16 protein-coding genes are annotated in these 22,736 nt (G+C 40.8%); 7 read left to right on the forward strand and 9 right to left on the reverse strand.

Features of this window, described 5'->3' with window-relative positions; translation table 11 throughout:
* The first annotated feature begins 5 nt into the window (after positions 1-5).
* The 3 genes from WG954_RS00550 to purE all read left to right on the forward strand — a co-directional run bounded on the left by WG954_RS00550 (position 6) and on the right by purE (position 4,982).
* Positions 6-3,104: an efflux RND transporter permease subunit gene (locus tag WG954_RS00550; protein ID WP_340432552.1), complete on the forward strand. Its 3,099-nt coding sequence runs from the start codon at positions 6-8 to the stop codon at positions 3,102-3,104.
* Positions 3,061-4,374, forward strand: coding sequence for a TolC family protein (locus tag WG954_RS00555; RefSeq protein ID WP_340432555.1), 1,314 nt, complete (start codon positions 3,061-3,063; stop codon positions 4,372-4,374). The genes WG954_RS00550 and WG954_RS00555 overlap by 44 nt, the downstream gene beginning before the upstream one ends.
* 92 nt (positions 4,375-4,466) lie before the next feature.
* Positions 4,467-4,982, forward strand: a complete 516-nt coding sequence (gene purE / locus WG954_RS00560; protein ID WP_340432558.1) for a 5-(carboxyamino)imidazole ribonucleotide mutase — start codon at positions 4,467-4,469, stop codon at positions 4,980-4,982.
* Positions 4,983-5,162: 180 nt separating this feature from the next.
* On the opposite strand, the gene bshC is transcribed toward purE, so the two are convergent.
* The 9 genes from bshC to WG954_RS00605 form a co-directional block, all read right to left on the reverse strand.
* Positions 5,163-6,761, reverse strand: a complete 1,599-nt coding sequence (gene bshC / locus WG954_RS00565; protein ID WP_340432561.1) for a bacillithiol biosynthesis cysteine-adding enzyme BshC — start codon at positions 6,759-6,761, stop codon at positions 5,163-5,165.
* A gap of 66 nt (positions 6,762-6,827) precedes the next feature.
* The gene (locus tag WG954_RS00570; RefSeq protein ID WP_340432563.1) at positions 6,828-7,658 is read right to left on the reverse strand and encodes a strictosidine synthase family protein; all 831 of its coding nucleotides are present in this window, start codon (positions 7,656-7,658) and stop codon (positions 6,828-6,830) included.
* 27 nt (positions 7,659-7,685) lie between these two features.
* Entirely contained in the window at positions 7,686-8,930 is a 1,245-nt protein-coding gene (locus tag WG954_RS00575; protein WP_340432566.1) for an NAD(P)/FAD-dependent oxidoreductase, read from the reverse strand.
* Positions 8,931-8,933: 3 nt separating this feature from the next.
* Entirely contained in the window at positions 8,934-11,288 is a 2,355-nt protein-coding gene (locus tag WG954_RS00580; RefSeq protein WP_340432569.1) for a glycoside hydrolase family 127 protein, read from the reverse strand.
* Between the two features lie 8 nt (positions 11,289-11,296).
* Entirely contained in the window at positions 11,297-13,258 is a 1,962-nt protein-coding gene (locus tag WG954_RS00585) for a glycoside hydrolase family 127 protein (protein ID WP_340432571.1), read from the reverse strand.
* 91 nt (positions 13,259-13,349) lie between these two features.
* On the reverse strand, positions 13,350-14,405 hold the full coding sequence (locus WG954_RS00590; RefSeq protein ID WP_340432573.1) for a 4-hydroxyproline epimerase: 1,056 nt from the start codon (positions 14,403-14,405) through the stop codon (positions 13,350-13,352).
* Positions 14,405-16,711: a VPS10 domain-containing protein gene (locus WG954_RS00595; protein ID WP_340432576.1), complete on the reverse strand. Its 2,307-nt coding sequence runs from the start codon at positions 16,709-16,711 to the stop codon at positions 14,405-14,407. The genes WG954_RS00590 and WG954_RS00595 overlap by 1 nt, the downstream gene beginning before the upstream one ends.
* A gap of 24 nt (positions 16,712-16,735) precedes the next feature.
* Complete coding sequence (locus WG954_RS00600; RefSeq protein ID WP_340432578.1) at positions 16,736-18,220, reverse strand: aldehyde dehydrogenase (NADP(+)); 1,485 nt, start codon at positions 18,218-18,220, stop codon at positions 16,736-16,738.
* 17 nt (positions 18,221-18,237) lie between these two features.
* Positions 18,238-19,134, reverse strand: a complete 897-nt coding sequence (locus WG954_RS00605) for a dihydrodipicolinate synthase family protein (RefSeq protein ID WP_340432581.1) — start codon at positions 19,132-19,134, stop codon at positions 18,238-18,240.
* A 126-nt stretch (positions 19,135-19,260) separates the two neighbouring features.
* On the opposite strand from WG954_RS00605, the gene WG954_RS00610 reads away from it, so the two are divergent.
* The 4 genes from WG954_RS00610 to WG954_RS00625 all read left to right on the forward strand — a co-directional run bounded on the left by WG954_RS00610 (position 19,261) and on the right by WG954_RS00625 (position 22,713).
* Positions 19,261-20,139 (forward strand): AraC family transcriptional regulator, encoded by an 879-nt coding sequence (locus tag WG954_RS00610; RefSeq protein ID WP_340432583.1) that lies wholly within the window; start codon positions 19,261-19,263, stop codon positions 20,137-20,139.
* Positions 20,140-20,175: 36 nt separating this feature from the next.
* Positions 20,176-21,456, forward strand: coding sequence for a sterol desaturase family protein (locus tag WG954_RS00615; protein ID WP_340432584.1), 1,281 nt, complete (start codon positions 20,176-20,178; stop codon positions 21,454-21,456).
* 125 nt (positions 21,457-21,581) lie between these two features.
* On the forward strand, positions 21,582-22,142 hold the full coding sequence (locus WG954_RS00620) for an RNA polymerase sigma factor (RefSeq protein WP_340432586.1): 561 nt from the start codon (positions 21,582-21,584) through the stop codon (positions 22,140-22,142).
* A complete protein-coding gene (locus WG954_RS00625; RefSeq protein ID WP_340432588.1) occupies positions 22,132-22,713 on the forward strand; it encodes a hypothetical protein in 582 nt (193 codons plus the stop codon). Before WG954_RS00620 ends, WG954_RS00625 begins: the two co-directional genes overlap by 11 nt.
* The last annotated feature ends 23 nt before the right edge of the window (positions 22,714-22,736 follow it).

Here is a 22,736-nt window from a genome sequence, read left to right on the forward strand (position 1 = left end):
TAAGTATGACTATTTCCGAACTGAGTTTGAAACGACCCGTGCTGGCCATTGTGATGAACATCATGATCGTTTTGTTTGGTGTCATCGGGTTTCGTTTTTTAGGTATTCGTGATTATCCTGCTATTGATCCTCCCAATATAAGTGTACGTACTTCTTACCCCGGTGCCAATGCCGACGTTATTGAATCGCAGATCACCGAACCGTTAGAAAAATCGATCAACGGAATTGCCGGTGTAAAAAATATTACCAGCAGCAGCAGCCAGGGTAACAGTAATATCAACGTTGAGTTTGAATTGGGTTTTAATCTTGAGGAAGCAGCAAATGATGTGCGTGATAAAGTATCACAAACAGTTCGTTCGCTGCCAGCCGATCTTGATGCACCACCTGTTGTTACAAAAGCTGATGCCAGCAGTGATCCGATTCTTTCAATGACCATTCAAAGTGAAAGCCGGAACCCGCTACAGGTTACAGAATATGCTACAAATAATTTGCTTGAACGTATACAAACCATTCCCGGCGTTAGTACTGTGAATATCTGGGGCGAAAAAAGATATGCTATGCGTATCTGGTTTGAACCTGAAAAATTATTATCATATAAGTTAACTGCAAAAGACGTGCAGACAGCACTTCAACGTGAAAACCTGGAATTACCATCTGGTAAAATTTCAGGTAACACCATGGAGTTAACTGTTAGAACCTTTGGCCGTTTAACTACGGAAGAAGATTTCAATAATCTCATTGTTGCAAATATTGAAGGGCGTGATATTAAATTAAAAGATGTAGGACAAGTTATACTTGGTCCGGAGAATGAAGAAAGTGGTTTGAAGGAAAGTGGAACACCGATGATCGCCCTGGCAATTGTTCCTCAACCCGGCAGTAACTACGTTGCAATTGCCGATGAATTTTATAAACGTTACGAACAAATAAAAAAAGAAGTACCTGCAGATATTACACTTGATGTGGGTATGGATCAAACAAAGTTTGTACGTAAGTCCATTGCTGAAGTAGAAGAAACGCTTGTGCTTTCTTTTGCATTGGTGGTGCTCATCATCTTTCTCTTTTTCCGAGACTGGATCGTTGCAATCCGTCCTTTGATCGATATTCCTGTTTCATTGATCGGTGCATTCTTTATTATGTATCTGAGCGGCTTTACCATTAATGTGCTTACACTACTAGCCATTGTATTGGCAACGGGCCTTGTGGTGGATGATGGAATTGTGGTAACAGAAAACATCTTTAAGAAAATGGAACAGGGCATGGACAAATACAAAGCTGCCCGTGAAGGTTCTAAAGAAATTTATTTTGCGGTTATTGCAACGTCCATCACATTAGCCGTAGTATTTCTTCCTATCATTTTCTTAGAAGGATTTGTGGGACGCTTGTTCCGTGAGTTTGGTATTGTGGTAGCGGGTGCGGTATTAATTTCTGCATTTGTATCACTCACATTAACACCTGTACTCAACGTTTATCTTACCCGCAAAGGAGGAACCAAACATGGTTGGTTCTATCGTGTAACAGAACCATTCTTTACCGGTATGGAACGTGGCTACCATAAACTGCTTATCGGTTTTATGCGTGTAAGATGGGTGGCACTTATTTTAATCCTCGCTTGTTTTGGTATCATCTGGTTAATTGGGAATACGCTGCAAAGTGAACTTGCACCAATGGAAGATCGTAGCCAGTTTCGTTTACAGGTAAGTGCTCCAGAGGGAACCAGCTTTGAAGCAATGGATGCTTATATTGATAGACTGAATCAACTTGTCCTGGACAGTGTGCCAGAAAATAAGGTATTGATCTCCGTTACTGCGCCGGGTTTTACAGGAGCAGGATCAGTAAACAGTGGTTTTGTCCGTTCGCTACTTGTTGATCCCGATGAACGTGACCGTTCGCAACAAGAGATCGTCGATGTGATCAATCGAAATCTTCCAAAGTATAATGAAGGAAGGGCATTTGCCATTCAGGAACAAACCATTTCAGTAAACCGTCGTGGCGGTTTGCCAGTAGCATTTGTGGTGCAAAACAATAATTTTGACAAGCTGAAAGAAGTATTACCAAAGTTTTTAGAAGAAGCACAAAAAAATCCTGTGTTCTCCAGTGTTGACATCGATCTCAAATTCAACAAACCCGAGCTACGTTTAAATATTGATCGTTTACGTGCAAGTGAATTAGGTGTAAGTGTATCCGATATTTCTGAACTGATGCAGTTATCACTAAGTAACAGAAGACTGGGATATTTTATTAAAGATGGTAAGCAGTACCAAGTGATTGGCCAGGTATTAAGAAATGATCGTGATGATCCAACCGATCTGAAAAATCTTTTCGTTCGAAATGCTGGCGGACAAATGATCTCTGTTGATCAATTCGTAAGTTTCGAAGAGGAAACTACCCCGCCAACGCTTTACCATTTCAACCGTTATAAATCAGCAACTATCAGTGCAGGTTTAGCACCGGGCAAAACAATTGGTGATGGCATTAAAGAAATGGAAGCTATTGCAGATAAGTTGCTTGATGAATCGTTCAACACAGCATTATCAGGTAACTCAAGAGATTTTGCGGAGAGCAGTGGCAATACATTTTTCGCATTGGGCCTGGCATTGATATTGATCTTCCTTGTATTGGCGGCGCAGTTTGAAAGTTTTATTGATCCATTAGTGATCATGTTTACTGTACCATTGGCTATCGCAGGTGCATTATTCTCGTTGTGGTTATTCGATCAAACCATCAATATCTTTTCACAAATTGGTATGATCATGCTGATCGGGCTAGTGACCAAGAACGGTATCCTGATCGTTGAATTTGCAAATCAGAAAAAACACACAGGCATGCTGAAGAAGCCTGCGGTTATTGAAGCAGCAACGATGCGTTTACGTCCTATTTTAATGACGAGTCTTGCGATGGCACTTGGTGCATTACCATTGGCATTGTCATTAGGTGCAGCATCAACAAGCCGCATTCCGTTGGGTATTGTAATTGTGGGCGGAATTATGTTCTCGTTGGTATTAACACTGTTTGTAATTCCTGCCATGTATTCGTACCTGTCATCCAAAAAAATTAAAGTGCATGAAGAAGAGACTGAAACTGTTATCACTAAGCTTTCTGATTAACATCCTTGCATTTGCTCAGGAACCGTCAAAGCTGAGTGTTGATGATGCTATACGCATGGCCGTTGAAAAAAACTTTGATGTTGAGATCGTAAAGAATGAACAACAGATCGGCGCTATCAATAACAACTGGGGCACTGCGGGTTTGTGGCCCAATATCAATCTTAACAGCACACTTGGTATTGCTTCTAATAATCTTGAACAACGTTTATCAAACGGCACAACCATTAAACGTAATGGTGCTGTTCTTCGTAACCTAAATGCAGGTTTGGCTGTAAGCTGGCGCATCTTTGATGGTATGCGGATGTTTGCAAGCAAACGCCGTTTAGAAGAATTAGAAAAGATCGGCGAACTCAGTTTCCGCAGCCAGGTAAATACAACAGTGTTTAATGTGATTGCTGCTTATTATGAAATTGTACAGCTTAATCAACAACGAAAAGCATTACAGGCAACCATCAAGTTTTTTGAAGAACGTAAACTGATCGCTGAAAGCAGGTTTACAATTGGCACTGCACCTAAAACAGATTTCCTGCAAGCCGAAGTAGATCTCAATCAACAAAAAGGAAGTTTGTTAGCCATTGAAAATAATATCCGTATAGCCAAAGCCAATTTCAATAATCTATTGGCCCGCAAACCTGATACAGTTTTTGAAGTAATGGAAGTGATTGAACCAGATGCTACAGTTAGCTACGCAACACTGCAACAAAAAGCTACAACAGATAACTATGATCTGTTACTGGCTCAAAGTAGCTTGTCTGTATTAGTACAACAAAAGCGTGAGATCATTTCACAACGTTTACCATCAGTTACACTCAACGGCAATTTCAATTTATCACAAAGTAAAAACGATGCAGGTTTCACCTTATTCAACCGTAACCTCGGACCTAACGGGAATATTGGAATAGCCATTCCTATTTTCCAGGGTGGTAATATCAAACGCCAGGAACAGGTGGCTGATATTGGCATCAAAAACCAACAGATCGTCATAGACCGTTTAAAGAACCAGGTAAATACAAGTTTGCTGAATGCTTTTTATAATTTTCAAAACGCACTCAATCTGGTAAAGCTTGAAAAAAACACATTGGCATTGATCGAAGAAAATAATGTGATCGCTACTGAACGTTTCCGAAAGCTGGCCATCACATCACTTGAATTACGCCAGGTGCAGATCGATTATATCAACGGACAAACACGTTATATCAATTCTCTTTACATGGCTAAGCTCGCAGAGGCTGAAATGAAGTTGCTGGCAGGAGATCTCAACAAACTTTAATTTATCTCAACATATTTTACAGGTCCGGTACATCAGCCGGACCTTTCTTTTTTTACTGCTTTTAGTTTTGTTTCTTTGCAGCAAATCAATTTATGGCAACTCCAATCATTGGTATTATCATGGGTAGCGACAGCGATCTTCCTGTTATGCAACCAGCAGCCGACATCCTGAAAGAATTTGGCATCGATTATGAATTAACGGTTGTGTCTGCTCATCGCACACCCCTTCGTATGGTGGAATATGCAAAAACTGCAAGAGATAGAGGATTGAAAGTAATTATTGCTGGTGCAGGTGGTGCAGCACATTTGCCGGGTATGGTTGCCAGTATAACAATTTTACCTGTAATTGGTGTGCCTGTAAAATCATCGAACTCGATCGATGGTTGGGACTCTGTTCTTTCTATTTTACAAATGCCGAATGGTGTACCAGTTGCTACCGTTGCTTTAAATGCCGCAAAAAATGCAGGCATACTTGCAGCAGAGATCATTGGAACATTTGACGAAACAGTGGCTGCGAAAATTTCAACTTATAAAACAAGTATGAATGATGAAGTACTCACCAAGGTTAACAAGTTGAAACAACAGGGCTGGGATAATAAGTTTGATTAACATATATGATAAGAACTATAGCAGAGATCATTGTATGCACTTTGCTATTGTGTGCCTTTTTACTTCCTTTTATTGGCTATTTCTTGGACTACAGAAGAGATAAAAAACTTTTTCTAAAGGAGTTAAAAGACGCCGGAGAAATGGTAACTAATTTCTTTATAAGGATGTTCAAATAACATTTTACTTAATGGTTAATACTACAAAATCCTGTTCCAGTGAAAGAGAGTGTTGATACAATGCATCAATAAACTCACCTCCCTGCTTTGCATAAAAGCTTAGAAAACTTTCTTTACGTTCCTGCAAGCCATTACCGGGAAACAGTTGTTGTTTGATCGTTTGTATCTGGCGTTGTTCATCGGCATACTTTCTTTTTTCTGCACGAATAATCTTCTTTTCCAGTTCCTGCAAGCGATAAACAGCTTTTACTTTTAATGCTTCAACATGTTGCAACAAGGTGGGATCAACAGTTGCTGCCTGTTCCTTCAATAATTCATACAACTCTTCGGCTTTGGTTAAACTGCCGTTGAGTTGAATTTTATTGACTGTTGTGCGATGTACATATTGATTGAGTAATGCTTCGCTGCTTTTGAAAAAATCTTCAACCGTAAAACCAAGCTTATCTATCTTCCCGATCCATTGCTTTTGTGTTACAAGGAAAGAATTACGCAATACCAACACAGGAAAAGGAACATGATGATGTGCAAATACATTTTTCAACTCTAACCAATAAGCCAACTCTCCCCCGCCACCAATAAATGCAATGTTGGGAAGAATCGTATCCTGGTATAACCCACGCAAAATTACATTGGGACTAAATCGTTCCGGATGTTCATTCAATTCCTTCAACATTTCATCTTTCGTAAACTTAATTGTTGAATTTGCAACCGCAAAACCTTCACCATCAGCTTCTATCCTTTCACGCAGGTCTTCATCAAAATAAAATAAATTGATCTCTCTGCCACCTGCCTGTACTTTATAATGCTCATCAAGTTTAGTGATTGTATCTGCCACTTTTTTTGCCGATGAACGATTCAGCAACTCATCTTCAAATACCGGGATCATTTGCTGCTTAAGTTCTTTCGCATCAGCATTGATCACAATTAATCCAAACCGTTCGAACAGAAAATGTACAAACTCAAATGTTGCATCCTGTATGGTTGTTTTCTCTTTGTAACAAGCGAGCAATGCATCTACTATTTCTTTGCCATGTGGTTCAACCAGTAACTGTCCACTAATTGCATGGATGAGTTGTGTGATATGCTTATCAACAACCATTCTTCCAAATGCTCCGTTCTGTTTCGTAGCCCATTGATATTTTACCCCATTCACTGTAGCATAGCTCAATTCTTCAAAGTCTGCATCTTCGCTACCCATATAATAAACAGGTACGAAGTTGTATTGCGTCAATTCCTGTTTTAAAGTATCAGCAAGTTTAATGGCATGCAGAATTTTATAAACGAAATAAAGCGGACCGGTAAATAAGTTGGGCTGATGCGCCGTGGTAATAGTGAATGTATGTTCGTTCAGCAACAAATCGATATTACGGTTAACCGCTACTGATTCACTTACGGAACTATATTGTTTTTTTAAATGATCGACCAACACTTTACGGTTGGTCTTATACGCCGAACGTTGTGCAATTGCCTGCTTAATACCTTCAAGATTGGGCCTGTGCACATAGAAAGGCTGCAATGCCTCAGCATTATCCAGGTAATCCAATACAATTGATGAGAAAGCAGCCGTGTTACGGTAAGTGATCCGTTGCGATGTACAGTCCATACGTTTTGTAAAATTAGGAACATCCGAACGGTTACACACAACCGTCCGACAAGTTTTCACATTCCTTTATTTAAGCTCGTAGGCTACCACCGAGTTCTTCCAGAAAGTGGGGATGTATACGATACGTTTCGCAGCATCGTAACCAATATCAGCGGAGTTAATCTTTTGTTCCCTTCCATCAAGCAAAACCTGTTTGGTTCCATCAGCATTTACATAATAAACTACACCCCCCCAGGTTGAGACGATGTAATCGTTGCCTCCAACGTTTTCAATACCATCTGTGCCACCTTCCATTCCTTCGGCCAGTTTGGTGAGCGATCCATCTTTTTCCATGCGATACATGCTACCGGCATCAAGCACATATAAACTGCCTTTGTGCTTTAATATGCCATTCGGTCCTTTCAGTTTTGAACTGTCGATCAGCATTGATGCTTTACCGTCTTTCACTTCATAAACACGTCTTGCACGTGAGTCGGTTACATAAACAGTTCCATTTTCATCGGCCGACACATCATTCAAACCTCCAGCACCTTCAATTGCAATTCGTTCAATAATAGTTCCGCTCTTTACATCTATCACTACCAATTCAGTAAGATCGGCAACGTATAATTTGTTTTTGTGTAATCCCATGCCTTTGGGAGCCTGCAAACCACTCACCCAATCAACAGCAATGATCTTTCCATCAAGCCCAACTTTTCCAATCGAGCCTTTTCCATCATTCGCCCAGGGTTGACCATCAATATTTGCTACGTACAAGACATTATTCTTCCCATCAAATAAAACAGATTCAGGAACTTTTAAAAGCGTATCAGTTGACCACAATTTTACTAATTGCTTTTGAGCAGATGCCACTGTGAAGAGAGCAGCAGCAATAACAAGCAGAAATATTTTTTTCATATCGTTTTGAATGATTAGAATAGCAATTTACGAAAATCGGTGAGGATCGTAAGGTTTTAAATCAACACTGGCTAGTTGTTCGTTGGCCAGTTCTGCCACCAGCTTTCCTGTTCCTGCACCTAAGCTCAAGCCGATCATTGCATGACCGGTTGCAATAATTGTATTACTGTTCAATCTGCCAATGTAGGGCAGCCCGTCGGGGGAACAAGGTCTATAACCGTACCATATTTTATCTTCGGCAGGTAGTGGTATTTTAAATTGGGGAACGAAACGTTCTACTGCGTTCAGAATGCCTTCCACCCGTTTAAATCGTGGAGGAGTTTTAGTTGAGGTAATTTCCATTGTGCCACCAAAGCGGATCTTGTTTCCATCCATTGGCGTAATAGCAACACGACCTTCCTGCAACACAGCAGGATGATTAAATATAAAAGGCGAATCTTCTAACGTAACAGAATAACCACGACCGGGCATTAGTGGCAAATTCATTCCAACCATTGCCGCAATTTCTCTCGACCAGGAACCGGTTGCTATCACCACCACATCTGCATCGTAAGTTTTTGTTGAAGTTTTTACAGCCGTTATTTGTTTGCCGCTTTTAATAAATCCATTTACTTCCGAATCAGGAACTAACTGCACACCGTTGCGTTGCAGAATACCCATCAACCCTTTCATTAATTTTTGTGGATACAAATGCGCATCGCATTTAAAATACAAAGCACCACGTATGTTGAGTTCAACCTGAGGTTCCATGGCCTGTACTTCATCTTTCGACAACATCACTGCATCCAAACCTAGTTTGTGTGATACTTCCGCAACATGATGCGAATGCTCTTCATTCGCTTCTGTTTGATACATTTCCAGCAGCCCTTTTTTCTCATATCCAAAATCAAAGTCCGGAAGTTTCGTCCACTCTTCATAAAGCTGCTGACTGAATAATGCAATGTCACGCAAAGGCACTGCTGTATCAGCAACATGTTTTGCAGTGGCACTCTTCATAAATTTTAACCCCCATGAAATAAGGGCAGCATTTAAACGTGGCTCAACATAGAACGGGCTTCTTGAATTCCACATCCATTTCAAACCTTGTGTTACAATACCCGGAGTTGCCAATGGTACAAAGTGGCTCGGACAAACATACCCTGCATTACCATATGAACAGTTATCGGAGAAATCGCCTTTATCCAATACCGTTACATCCCAACCGCTTTGTTGCAGATAGTAAGCAGAACTTAAACCAATAATGCCGCCGCCAATGACAATTGCTTTGCCCATAATTTATTGTTGATCCTTTATTGTTCGTACGCCAAAAACACGACCTGCAGTTTTTCCATGATTCGCATCGATCTTCACAATGATCTTTGTTTTACCACTGATCATGGTTGCAGGCAGCTTGTATTCAACATCAAAAAACTTACCCGTCTTACCTCCTTTCCATTCTACCGTAACAAGCTTTACGCCATCCACTAAAATATCAAATACTCTGTCTTTATCATCACCAATGTAGGTAAACAACAATGAATTATTTGTTGATGCATCCACTTTCATTTCAAATTCAAAAGAATTATTACTCCTTGCTTCACGCCCCATTCTGTCCATCGCATCGCTTACATAAGAACGTTCTGTTGCTTTAAGGTTATGATCACGCTCGGGTTGCATTTCACCAACACGGAAGTTATCGATGGTTCTGTTTTCAATTTGTTGCAAACGTTTTTTCTCTGCGTCATAATCGGCCTGCAGTTTGGTGAATTCTTCCGGGGTAAAATAATCCCAGTAAACGCTGTAATACTGATCATAGGTTTGGTAGAAAGGAATAAGCTTTACATCAAATGGTTTACCAACCGCTTTCATTTGAAATTGCAACGAAGAAGTTGATTGGATCCAATCACTCACATTGCGGTTTGAAGTCAATAACACTGGCACACCAATAACAGGATCGGGCTTTTCTTTGCCCAACAAACCAGCCAACACCAATGGCCCATATTTGAATGCGATACGATTAGGATTATCCGGCATTGCTTCGGTGTAAAGTTCCATCTGCAGATCAACTGTTACTACATCGCCGGTTTTCCATAAACGTGTTGCAGTTAAGTACCTGGCTGCATCTGTTTCTGTTTTTACAGGTGCATTGTTCACTTTTATAACAGCAGTTGCATTACTCCATGATGGCTTACGGATCTTCAGTATAAACGAAGTTGGCGTTGCAGCGGTAACAACAAGTCTAACCTGTTTGCTTTCCGGAATATAATTTGTTTGTGTGATGCTGATCTTTTTATCTTTCCAGTTTAATACCGATGGAATAAAAAGATTCACAAAGAGAATATTCTTTCCATCGTAACTGTATATCTGTTCGGCATACTTTGCATGATTTTCGATACCGCTGCCCACACAACAAGTGAATGTATTGAACTGATCACTGAACTGCTTCTTTGTTCCCATACGTAATGGAACAAAATAAGTCAGCATGCCATTCTCGGGGTTTTGCGATGCAAGAATATGATTGTACAAAGCACGTTCGTAATAATCCATTAACTGTGCAGAAGGTTGCCATGCAAATAAATGTCTTGTCAGCTTCAGCATATTGTAGGTGTTGCAGGTTTCGCAGGTGTTATCGCTTAAACGGTCGTTTAGTTTACCTGATTCGCCGCAATACTCGTAGTTACTGTTGCCACCAATTACATAGCTGTGATTATGCACCATTGTTTCCCAAAAGAAGGAAGCAATAGTTTGATCACTTTTGTTTCCGGTTAACTCATATTGTCTTGCACTGCCAATTGCTTTGGGCACATTGGTATTGCTGTGTTTGCCGGGCAAAGGATCGATGCGTTGTGCCAGTTTACCCATTACAAACTCATCGTAAAATTTATACGAGAGATCAAGATATTTTTTATTGCCGGTGAAGGAATAGATATTCGCCAGCACATCATTCATACCGCCATATTCACAGTTCAACATCATTAATCGTGTTGAATCGGGTAAATGATCGACGGTGTTGTATGTCCAATCGGCCATGCCAGTTACCAGCTTCAATGCTTTGTTGCTGTTGCAATACAAATACGCATCACATAAACCGGCCATTACTTTGTGCACGGTGTACCAAGGGCTCCATCCACCATTCAAATCAAAACCGGATGATTTGATTTCTCCTTTTGCTACTTTACCAAATATGGAATCCTCTTTTGGTATGGCGCCAATATAACCGGTTTTGCGTGCCAGCTGACAACGTTCCAGTTCTGCAACGATATAATCAACACGCTTTTTAAATTCAACATTTCCTGTTGACACATACATCATCGATGCAGCCGAAAGATAATGACCCAACGTGTGACCTGATAAACCTAATATCTCCCATCCGCCATACACAGAATCTTTCACGGGCAATCCTGCATTTTCATAAAAACGATACAGCAACCGATCTGCACTTAACGATAGCAGATAAGCACTATCTAACTGCATTGCTTTTGCAAAAGGACTTTGTAACAGTTTCACATCACTCAACGGAAAAGCAAATGCTTTTATCTGTACAACAGGCTGCACTTTTACTTTTGCATTCTTCCTTTCAGGAATATACGATTGTGCAGCACATAAAAGCAGCGAAGACAATAATGTAACTGTACAGATTAATTTCTTCATAGTTGTTATCAGTAATTAATTTTCACATCCTTAATAGTTGTAGGCAACCACACCTGCATTTCATTTTTACCACGGTTGGCCCATGTGTAATAAGGGATGGCAATGATCTTTCGTTTTTCTGTACGGATCGACAAGCCATCTTCCGCAACAAGAACAACAGGTACTTCAGCTGTTAATGCTTTCACCGGTTCATCCATTATTTTATAATCGATCGTTTCAAACTTTGTGTTTGGCGGCAACACAATATTCCATGCTTTATTATTGTTATCTGCACCTTCAACACAATATACAATTGGTCCACGTTGAATGGCAATGCGGCTGTTGTTTTGCTTCACTGAATCTTTTGCCATAACAACCTTTGTTTCCATTGGTAATATCCATAACACTTCATCGCCAGATTTCCATTCTCTTTCAATAACAACATAGCCATTCTCGTTTTTATAAGGTACCGGTTTTTTGTTCACCACTAAAGCAGCTATATTACCGGTTTTATTTGCAATACTGTAAAGATTTCCTGTATTGCTGTTGTCTTCCACCCAACTTGGTATCCGTAAGAACAATTTAAACTTTTGTGTCTTTGTTACATTCAATGTCACTTTCACCTTTCCCTCCCAGGGATAATTCGTTTCCATCTTTACATCCACTTTTGTTTTCGGCAACTGAATACTTGTATTGCTGCCAACAAACAAATTCACATAAATACCATCGTTGCTCTTTGCATAAATATAATCACCGAGCGATGCTACCATGCGTGCAATATTTGCCGGACAGCAAGCCGTACCAAACCATTCCCTGCGTTGATGTTGTCCACGTGATGCAAGCGGATTACCGTAAAAGAAACGATCGCCGGTTAAACTCAAACCATCCAAAGCGCCATTGTATAAACTCCGTTCCAACACATCCATATACATGGCATCACCTGTAAGTGCATTCATCCGTTGATTCCAGAACACCATACCTACACTTGCACAGGTTTCGCAATAAGCCTGTTCATTCGGCAGATCATAATCATTACTAAAACCTTCGTTACTTCCTGCAGAGCCAATACCACCTGTGATATACATGTTGCGATACACCACATCTTCCCAAACCTTTTTCATGGCACGCATATAATCTATATCACCTGTTTGTGCTGCCACATCTGCTGCACCTGTGTACATATACATGGCACGTACAGCATGACCTGTAATTTGTGTTTGTTCTTTCACCGGCAATACATCCTGTGCATAAGCCGTGTCTTTCCAATCGGTCCATGTATATCCTTTTGCTAACCGTTTACCACGTTCGCTCAATAACCAATCGGCCAGCTTTAAATATTTTTCATTCTTAGTTGTCTTATACAATTTCACCAATGCCAACTCTAATTCCTGATGACCCGTTACCCAATGACGTTTACCGGGGCCAAACAAGGCATCAAAATGATCGGCCCATTTAATACAAACATCTAAAAATTTGCGCTTGCCTGTTGCATTGAAATATGCAACTGCTGCTTCAATCATATGACCTGCATTGTAATCTTCATGCATACTCATATCGGTGTAACGATCCTGCAAGCCTTTTAAGGTGTACCATGTGTTGAGATAACCATCGGGTTGTTGTGCAGCAGCGATCTTATCGATCCACTCATCGCATTTCTTTTCCATTTCTGCATTGGGATGTGTCTTCAATGAATAGGCCATTGCTTCCAATGCCTTGAACACATCACTGTCATCGTAAAAAATACCTTCGTGTTGTTCACCTTTGTTTCTTGCAACACGTTCAAAATTGCGGAGACGTGGTGTGGCTACTTCTGTTTGATAAATACAGGCAGCTAATGTTTTGGTCGCAACTTTATCAATCTTTGGCTTCCAGAATGCATCCGTCACATTCACCTGTGAAAAATTAATGAACTCAATTTTTTGCAAACCGTTTTGTGCAAACAGGTTTAATTGAAACAGACAAACAAGTAAAAGGAGAAATACTTTTTTCATGTAACCAGCTATTGAAAACTTGTAAATAAATTATTGTTATGCGAAAACTCTGTTTTCTTGATTCCATCTTGTTCATCCTATAAATCATGGTTCAGATAACCTGAAACCCATACGCATACGGATCATCATCTTTATCAATGCTGATGGTATTGTAACCATAGATCTTTGCCCAACCTTCAATACCGGGCCTGATCGCTTCGATGCCATTCAACTCTAACTCTTCTTCAATGGTACCAATGAACTTACTGCCGATAATACTTTCATGAATAAACTGATCACCTTTCTTCAGCTTACCTTTTGAATACCATTGCGCCATACGTGCAGAAGTACCAGTACCGCATGGACTACGATCAATTGCCTTGTCGCCATAGAACACCGCATTACGTGCAGTGGATGTGGGATCGATCACGGCACCCGTCCATAAAATATGACTGCAACCATTGATCGTTGCATCTTTCGGATGAACGAACTCATATTTTGCGTTGATATTCTTCCGTAACTCTCTTGCCCATGCAATGAGTTTATCGGCTGCATAATGTTCCAGACCTTTAAAGTTTTTCTGCACATCCACAATAGCATAAAAATTTCCACCATAAGAAACATCCACCACCAACTCACCCAACTCAGGACATTCTACGATTAATTCTGTTGAGTGTAAATAAGCAGGTACGTTCTTCAATTTTACACTTTTCACTTTCGATTTTTCACTGGTGTATTGAATTTCCACGAGCCCCGCTGGTGCTTCCATACGAATAACACCCGGCGTTTTTGGTACGATCAATTTTTCTTCAACAGCAATGGTAATAGTGCCGATGGTTCCATGTCCGCACATCGGCAAACAACCGCTTGTTTCAATAAACAATACGGCCACATCATTTTGCGGATCATGCGGTGGATAGAGAATACTTCCACTCATCATATCATGTCCACGTGGTTCGAACATCAACCCTTTTCGAATCCAATCATATTCTTTTAAAAAGTGCTGACGTTTTTCACTCATGTTCTTTCCTTCCAAAGCAGGACCTCCCTCTGCAACCAAACGAACAGGGTTACCACAAGTATGCGCATCAATGCAATGAAACACCCAACCGCCGAAACGATTGAGCGAACTGTTGGGATATTTTTTTATGATCGGGCTAGTTGCCATTATTGTAAACTGTTTAAATCGTCGAGCACATACACACCTCGGCCGTATGTACCGATCACTAATTTTTTATCTCTCGGATGAATAAACAGATCGTTCACAGAAACAGATGCAGGAATATTTCCGTTTACAGCGATCCATTTCTTACCGCCATCCTTACTCATGTACACACCAAAATCGGTTCCGCAGAATAAAACATTTGCATTGTCGGGATGCTCGGCGATTACATTTGCGGGAGAAGCCGGTAAATTAGAAGCAACCGATTTCCATGTTGCACCATAATCATCACTTACATATACATAAGGCATGTGATTATCCGCACGACGATCATTCAAAACAAGATACACTCTTGATGATTTGAATTTAGATGCAGCAATTTTTGCTACATGTTTATTATACGGAAGCCCTTTAGTGATTTCTTTCCAGCTACCACCATCGTTTGTAGTCAACCAGACACGACCATCATCAGTTCCGGCGTACAATACACCTGCCTTATCACCTTCAGCAACTGCAGTGATGGCCTGGTGATAAATTAAGTAAGGATAATTTCCGTTGCGTTGTTTCTTGTTATACGACAAATCGCTGCTGATCATCTTCCATGTTTCACCGCCATCTTCTGTTTTGTACAAATGCTGCAAACCATGATATAACACTTTGTTGTTGAACTTGCTCATTATAGTTGCTGCCAGCCATTCGCCACGCAAGGAATCAATACGACCTACATCAAATTGCTTGAACTGTTTTGTGCCTTCCCTTCTTCCTTTGCTCATATCAGTACGCATCAAGCGTCCATAGTAAGAGGAAGCATACACAATATTTGCATCAATAGGATCAACTGCAATTTGTGTTCCTTCACCACCTGGTGCCATGCGCCACGGACGAAGTGTTGTATCTGCTGCTATTCCAAACGTATTGCTCACGTTGCCGCTCATTGTTCCTTCATCCTGCACCGCACCAAAAATGTTGAAGGGCGTTTGCATATCGTATGCAACCGTATAGAATTGTGTTGTAGGAATTTCATCGAAGAAGTTTTTCCATTTTGCACCGGCATTATACGTAATCGAAACACCACCATCATCGCCCATGATCATACGATCAGGATTTTCTTCATCGATCCACAATGCATGATGATCACCATGTGTCCACTCACTTTGCTTATCTGTTGCTTCCCAAACCTTCCATGTTTTACCACCATCTTCGCTGATCGCCTTCTCTACACCAAATGCATATACACGGTTTTCATTTTTCGGATGCACTCTTATCTGGCTGAACACCCAACCATAGGTTCCTGAAAATGGTTTTAAGAAATCATGCACTTCACCCATCTTCTCCCAGCTTTCACCTTTGTTAGTGCTTCGATAGATAGCAGCGCCAATCACTACCTTCTGCACTTTACGTTCATAGCTATCCGTTTCACCTGGATTGGGATCACGTTTTTTATTATGATCATCAACAAATGCATATAATACATTCGGGTTAGAGCGACTAACTGCAAGGCCTATCCTTCCGGTGAGTTTTGTATCAGGCAAACCTTTGCTGATCTTCTTCCATGTTTTACCGCCATCGGTTGTTTTATAAATATGATCGCCAACTTCAGGCACTGGATCGCTCCAGCGTTTGCGGATGCGGTTCCACATGCTTGCGTATAATGTGTTGGGATCACCTGGATCCATCACCAGATCAATACAACCGCTCTTCTCACTTTCAAACAAAATATTCTTCCATGATTTACCGCCATCAGTTGTGAGATATACACCACGGTCTTTGTTATCCGTCCACTCGTTACCGCTTGCAGCCACATAAACAACGTCTGCATTTTTTGGATGAACAATGACACGTGCTATCGTTCCTGTATTTTCCAAACCAATATGCTGAAATGTTTTACCTGCATTGGTTGATTTATACATACCAATTCCCGGCAATGATGCACGGAAAATATTTGCTTCACCAGTACCAACATATAATACATTGGAGTTTGACGGAGCCAATGCAATATTGCCAATGGATTGTGTAGCTTCCTTATCAAAGATGGGTTTCCATGTAGTGCCTGCATCTTCTGTTTTCCATAAACCACCTGTTGCGAAAGCTGCATAAAACACATTCGGATTACCGGTAATACCCACCACGTCGGTACTGCGGCCACTTCGGTTATCGGGCCCTGTTAAGCGCCACTGCAGATCTTTATACGGCGATTGCTGCAATAACAATTGCTGTTGCTTAAAAGCAGCGATCTTTTGTACGCCTGTTGTACTCTTGTTTTGCGCAACAGCACAAAAAGGCAAGATCAGAAAAAGAAAAAAATTTCGCATGGATGGTTCTGTGATTAAAATGATTCAGACGGGTTTCTTCGTCAACTCACTGTCCACTCTTCTCCAGATATTTAATGGATTTTCATTCTTCAATTCATCGGGCAATAATTCATTATCCCAGTTTTGTAAAGAGATCGGTCGTGCAAAACGTTTAATACCGTCAGCACCAACACTTGTAAAACGACTGTCGGTTGTTGCGGGAAACGGGCCACCATGGTGCATACTTAAACAAACTTCTACACCGGTTGGCACACCATTCAATATAAAACGACCGCAGATATTTTTTACAGCTTCGATCAATTCTTCATTCTTCTTCAACTCATTTGTTGTTGCCATGAGTGTTGCCGTCAACTGTCCTTCCAGTCGCTGTGCAACAGCCAACATCTCTGCTTCATTCTTACAACGGATAATGAGTGAATACGGACCAAACACTTCCTGGTGCAACAATGGATTGTTTAAAAATGTTTCTGCACTTGCAGTAGCAACTGTTGGTAATCCTTCATCTTCTTTCACAGCAGTTTCACTTTCTGCTACCAGGTGCACTTCATCCTGCAACAATGCATTTCCTTTCTTCTCTTTGTATGCTTTTACAATACCTGCATGCAACATAGCAGCAGGTTGTGTTTTTTGTATTGCTTTACCCAGATCATGCGTAAATGTTTTCAATGCTTCACTTTCAATGGCGATGATCAACCCGGGATTGGTGCAAAACTGTCCCACACCTAATGTAATGGAACCCGCATATGCTGTTGCAATGCCTGTTGCATCACTTGCCAATTTCTCAGGTAATAAAAACACAGGATTCACGCTGCCCATTTCTGCAAATACAGGAATCGGTTCTTTACGTTGATTGGCCCAATCGAATAATTGCTTGCCGCCACCATACGAACCGGTGAAGCCAACTGCTTTTGTATGCGGATGTGTAACCAATGCTTTTCCTGTTTCAAACCCTGCACCATATACATGTGTAAACACACCTAATGGTAAATTATTAAATGCAGCTGCTTTAAAAATTGCATCTGCTACTATGTGCGATGTTTCGGGATGTGCAGGATGCGCTTTCACAATAACAGGACAACCCGCAGCCAATGCACATGCTGTATCACCACCTGCTGTTGAATACGCAAATGGAAAATTGCTTGAACCAAAAACCACAACAGGCCCCATTGGTATCAGCATTTTTCTGATGTCGGGCTTTGCAGGCACTTTATCAGGAATCGCTGTGTCAATACTTGCTTCGAGCCATTCACCATTTTCGCATGCAGCTGCATAACTGTTCAATTGAAAAATAGTACGGCCACGTTCGCCTCTTAATCTTGCTTCAGGTAAATGCGTTTCACGCATGGCAGTTTGAATCAAGGTATCACCACAGTTTTCCAACTCAACGGCAATGGAACGCATAAAAGCTGCACGTTCTTTCAAACTTTTTTTACGGTAGATATAAAATGCTTTCCATGCTTCCTGCATGTAAGCATCAATTTCATGTAAGGGCGTATCTGCTAAATTCATGTTTGTTATTTGATGGATTATAAAACCGGTCGTGCAGCGAGTCCATCGTTAATGATTTTTAAAATACGATCCCGTTCGCTGCCCTGTAAAGTTAAGCGTGGGGCACGAACATATTCACTTCCAATTCCTGCTTGTGTTGCAGCGAGTTTAATATACTGCACCAGCTTGGGATGAATATCCAGTTCAAGCAATGGCATGAACCAGCGATATATAGCTGCTGCCTCTGTAATCTTGCCTGCCTTTACCAAATTGTAAATTGTTACTGTTTCTTTCGGGAAACCACATACCAATCCTGCAACCCAACCATCAGCACCCAAACACAATTCTTCCACTGCCAATGTATCAACACCACAAAGAATTTTTAAACGTGTACCAAAACGATTGATCAATCGTGTTACGTTGGTGACATCTCTTGTACTCTCTTTCACAGCAGTGATGTTGCTGCATTCGATCAATTCTTCAAACATATCAAGCGTAACATCAATTTTATAATCAACCGGATTGTTATAGATCATGATCGGCAGATCAGTTGACTTCGCAATGGTTTTAAAATATTCCACTGTTTCCCTGTCGTCACTTTTGTAACGCATTGGTGGCAACAACATCAAGCCTGCTGCACCCCATGATTTGGCATTGGCTGCCTGTTGCACCGCAATTTTAGTTGTGCTCTCTGCAATATTCATGATCACCGGAATTCTACCGTTGATGAATTTGATCGCATGTTTGATCAGTAATTCCTTTTCTTCTGCAGTAATAGTACTGGCTTCGCCAAGTGAACCTCCAATGATCACACCATGCACGCCTGCGTCAAGTTGTGCCTGTAGATTCTTTTCAAACATTTGCAGATCAACTTCATCGTTAGCGGTAAACGGTGTAAGTAAAGCGGGAAATACTCCTTTCCATTCAAATGACATAGTATAAAATTTTAAACGAAAGTAACCGATGCCTGAATGAAAACAGAGGCGGTTCTTAACGGATTCTTTACCGATATTAACCCTATATACCTGTATTTTTACAATAAAGGCTAATATTTGCTAAAAATGAAGATTGTACAGTTTACCATACCTGTGGCAGGTGACAGTTCCATTGTGGTGCAGCACGAAGTGTTGCCGCAGTTTTATGTACACCTTCATAGGCACCAGGAAATTCAGATCACCTGGATAAAAGAAGGAACAGGCACATTGATCGCCGGTAATTACATGCAGCCATTCTTACCCGGTGATATTTATATACTCGGTGCCAATCAGCCACATCTTTTTAAAAGCGATCCTGTTTACTTTGATAAACGCAAGAAGAAAAAAGTAGAAGCACTGTCACTTTTCTTTAATCCTGCACAATTTTATGAAACAGTACTTGCATTACCGGAAACAAAACCGATCCGTCGATTCATTGAACAGACAAACTCCGGGTTAAAAATTTCTGCTGCAACAAGCAAAAAGATTTCTGTTGAAATGCAGCATGTGCAACAGGCAAAACAAGCTTACCGACTTTCGTATTTTATTCAGCTGTTGCAAACACTCAGCAACAGCAAAGGAAATCGGGTTCTTTCATCGGCATCAACTATTTACAGCATTTCTGATACTGAAGGTTTGCGTATGAATGATGTGTATCGTTATACCATGGAACATTATACCGAGCACATAAGTCTTGAACAGATCGCTGCCGTGGCACACTTAACGGTGCAGGCATTTTGTCGCTACTTTAAAAAACACACCCGCAAAACCTATATCAGTTTCCTGAACGAAATACGCATTAACGAAGCCTGCAAAAAAATGACGATCAATGCAGAAGTTGCTATTTCTTCAGTTGCATATGAATGTGGCTTCAGCAGTGCGGTAAGTTTTAACCGGGTGTTTAAGCAGGTAACCGGCGTTTCGCCTTCCCGTTATTTAGCCGATTACCGGGAGCAGGTAAACTGACGGGCTTTTCTTATATTTGAATACGATTGTTTGCACATGGAAACCTACGGTAAAATTTTACTCATTGCCATGCCGGCTTTTTTATTGCTGGTAATTGCTGAAGCCTATTATGGTGTTTGGAAAGGAAAACAAACTGTCCGCAACCTTGATATGATCTCCAGTCTCAGCAGCGGCATTACAAATGTTACAAAAGATGTATTGGGTTTAAGTATTGCCATTATCGGTTATGGTTGGCTGGCTGATAAATTAGCCATTGTGCATATTGAGAATACAATCCTCACTTACATCATCGCATTTATGGCGCTCGATTTTGCGGGCTATTGGGTGCATCGCCTCGATCATGAATATAATTTTTTCTGGAACGCTCATATCATTCATCACAGCAGTGAAGATTTTAATCTGGCCTGTGCATTACGACAAAGCATTTCTGTTGTATTCCGTCTCTTCACTATCTTTTTATTACCGGCAGCGTTGCTGGGTGTACCAACAATGGTGATCGCTGTTGTTGCTCCTCTTCATTTGTTCGCACAGTTCTGGTATCATACACAACATATCAATAAGATGGGATTTTTGGAGAAGATCATTGTTACTCCTTCACACCATCGTGTTCATCATGCCATCAATCCCGAATATTTAGATAAGAACTATGGACAGATCTTTATTTTCTGGGATAAATGGTTTGGTACTTTCCAGGAAGAACTGCCTGATAAAAAGCCTGTTTACGGTATTACAAGACCGGTGCAAACATGGAACCCCATCAAAATAAATTTCATGCACCTCGGTTTATTGATCAAAGATGCATGGCTCACAAAAAGCTGGAACGATAAATTCCGCATCTGGATGATGCCAACCGGTTGGCGGCCTGCAGATGTTGCGGAGAAATATCCTGTGCATAAGATCAACGACGTTTATAACATGCAGAAGTATGATACCAAAGCTTCACCTTCATTACATGTGTGGAGTTGGGTGCAGATAACTATGACATTATTGTTTATCAGTTATCTCTTTGGCAATATTGCCTCCATCAACGCATTGAACGCTTATTATATTTATATCTACGGCCTGTTCATCTTCCTGGGCGTATATGCTTATACTGATCTGATGGATCGTAATAAATATGCAATTATTTGGGAAGTAATCAAGAACAGCTTAGGCATCGCAATTATTGTACAAACCGGAGATTGGTTTGGTGCAGCCTCACTTAGTCCTGTTATTAAATATGTCATTGCCGCTTACTTTTTACTTTCTACAATGGTTACGCTGTGGTTTGTGATGAAGCATGCAAAGGAAGATCAGCAGGTGATGCTGGTGGCGTGAGTTTTTTTGATACGCTATCGCTTCCACTCATCCTTCTTTTCCTCCTTTCATCTCTTCGCCAATAAATTCCTGTCCCGGCCGTGCAACAAAATCAATGACCTTTATACTTTCTATTATAAAAACCATTGAACCTGTCAACAATCATCCCATCAGCAGACTTATTGGTGCAGCAATGCCTCAACGGAGAAGCTTCGGCATACAGGGCCCTGTATGACCGTTACTCAAAGGCCATGTACAATACAGCGCTGCGGATCTTAAACAGAACGGACGATGCAGAAGATATTCTGCAGGAAGCATTCACCGATGCATTTCAGCAACTCCGTTCGTTTGAAGGCAGATCAACATTCGGTGCATGGTTACGACAGATCGTGGTGTATAAAAGCATTGCACATCTCAAAAAACAAAAACTGCATGTGAATGGGTTGGAAACTGATGCAGAAAATATTGCAGATGAAACGGTGCTGGAAGAAGATGAAGTGTGGTACACGGTTGACAGTATTAAACAAGCCATGCAAAAATTACCAGATGGTTACCGCACTGTATTAACGCTTCATTTGATTGAAGGTTTCGAACAGGAAGAAGTAGCGGAGATGATGAAGGTGGCACATTCAACTGTTCGCACACAATACATGCGGGCAAAACAAAAATTATTACAGCTGTTAAAACAAGAAGTATATGAGCAGTAACCTGGAAAAATTTGTGAACAGAAATCGAAGTGAATTTGATACCGAGCACCCGGGTGCCGATGTATGGAGCAAGATCGAAAAAACACTTCCTATCAAAAAAGAAGCAAAGGTTTTTTCGCTGAAAGACATTTATAAGTTCTCCGCAGCGGCCGCTGTAGTATGCATTGTGTTAACCTCGGTTTACTTTCTTTACATCCGTCAGCAGAAGAATGAATTAACGGTTCGAACTGAAACAAAGACAAATGCTTCAGAGTTAAATGGCATTGCTCCGGAGTATGTGGCTGAAGCGAAGCAGGTTTTTAATGCTATTGAAACACGCCAGGAAGAATTGAAAGAAGCAACAGCTGATAATCCTGAATTGTACAAACAGTTTTTAGATGATCTGCAATTACTCGACAGTACTTATAACATGCTGCAAAAACAAGCAGCTCATACGCCCAATAAAGATGTGATCATGAAAGCAATGCTACAGAATCTGCAACTGCAGGCAGAACTGTTGTATCGCCAGCTGATGATCACCAACGACATCAAGAAACAAACAAAACAAAACAATGGATTACCGAATGGTTAACACCATTCAACTGATTCACTTTA

The organism is Lacibacter sp. H375, assembly GCF_037892425.1.
Lineage (GTDB): Bacteria > Bacteroidota > Bacteroidia > Chitinophagales > Chitinophagaceae > Lacibacter.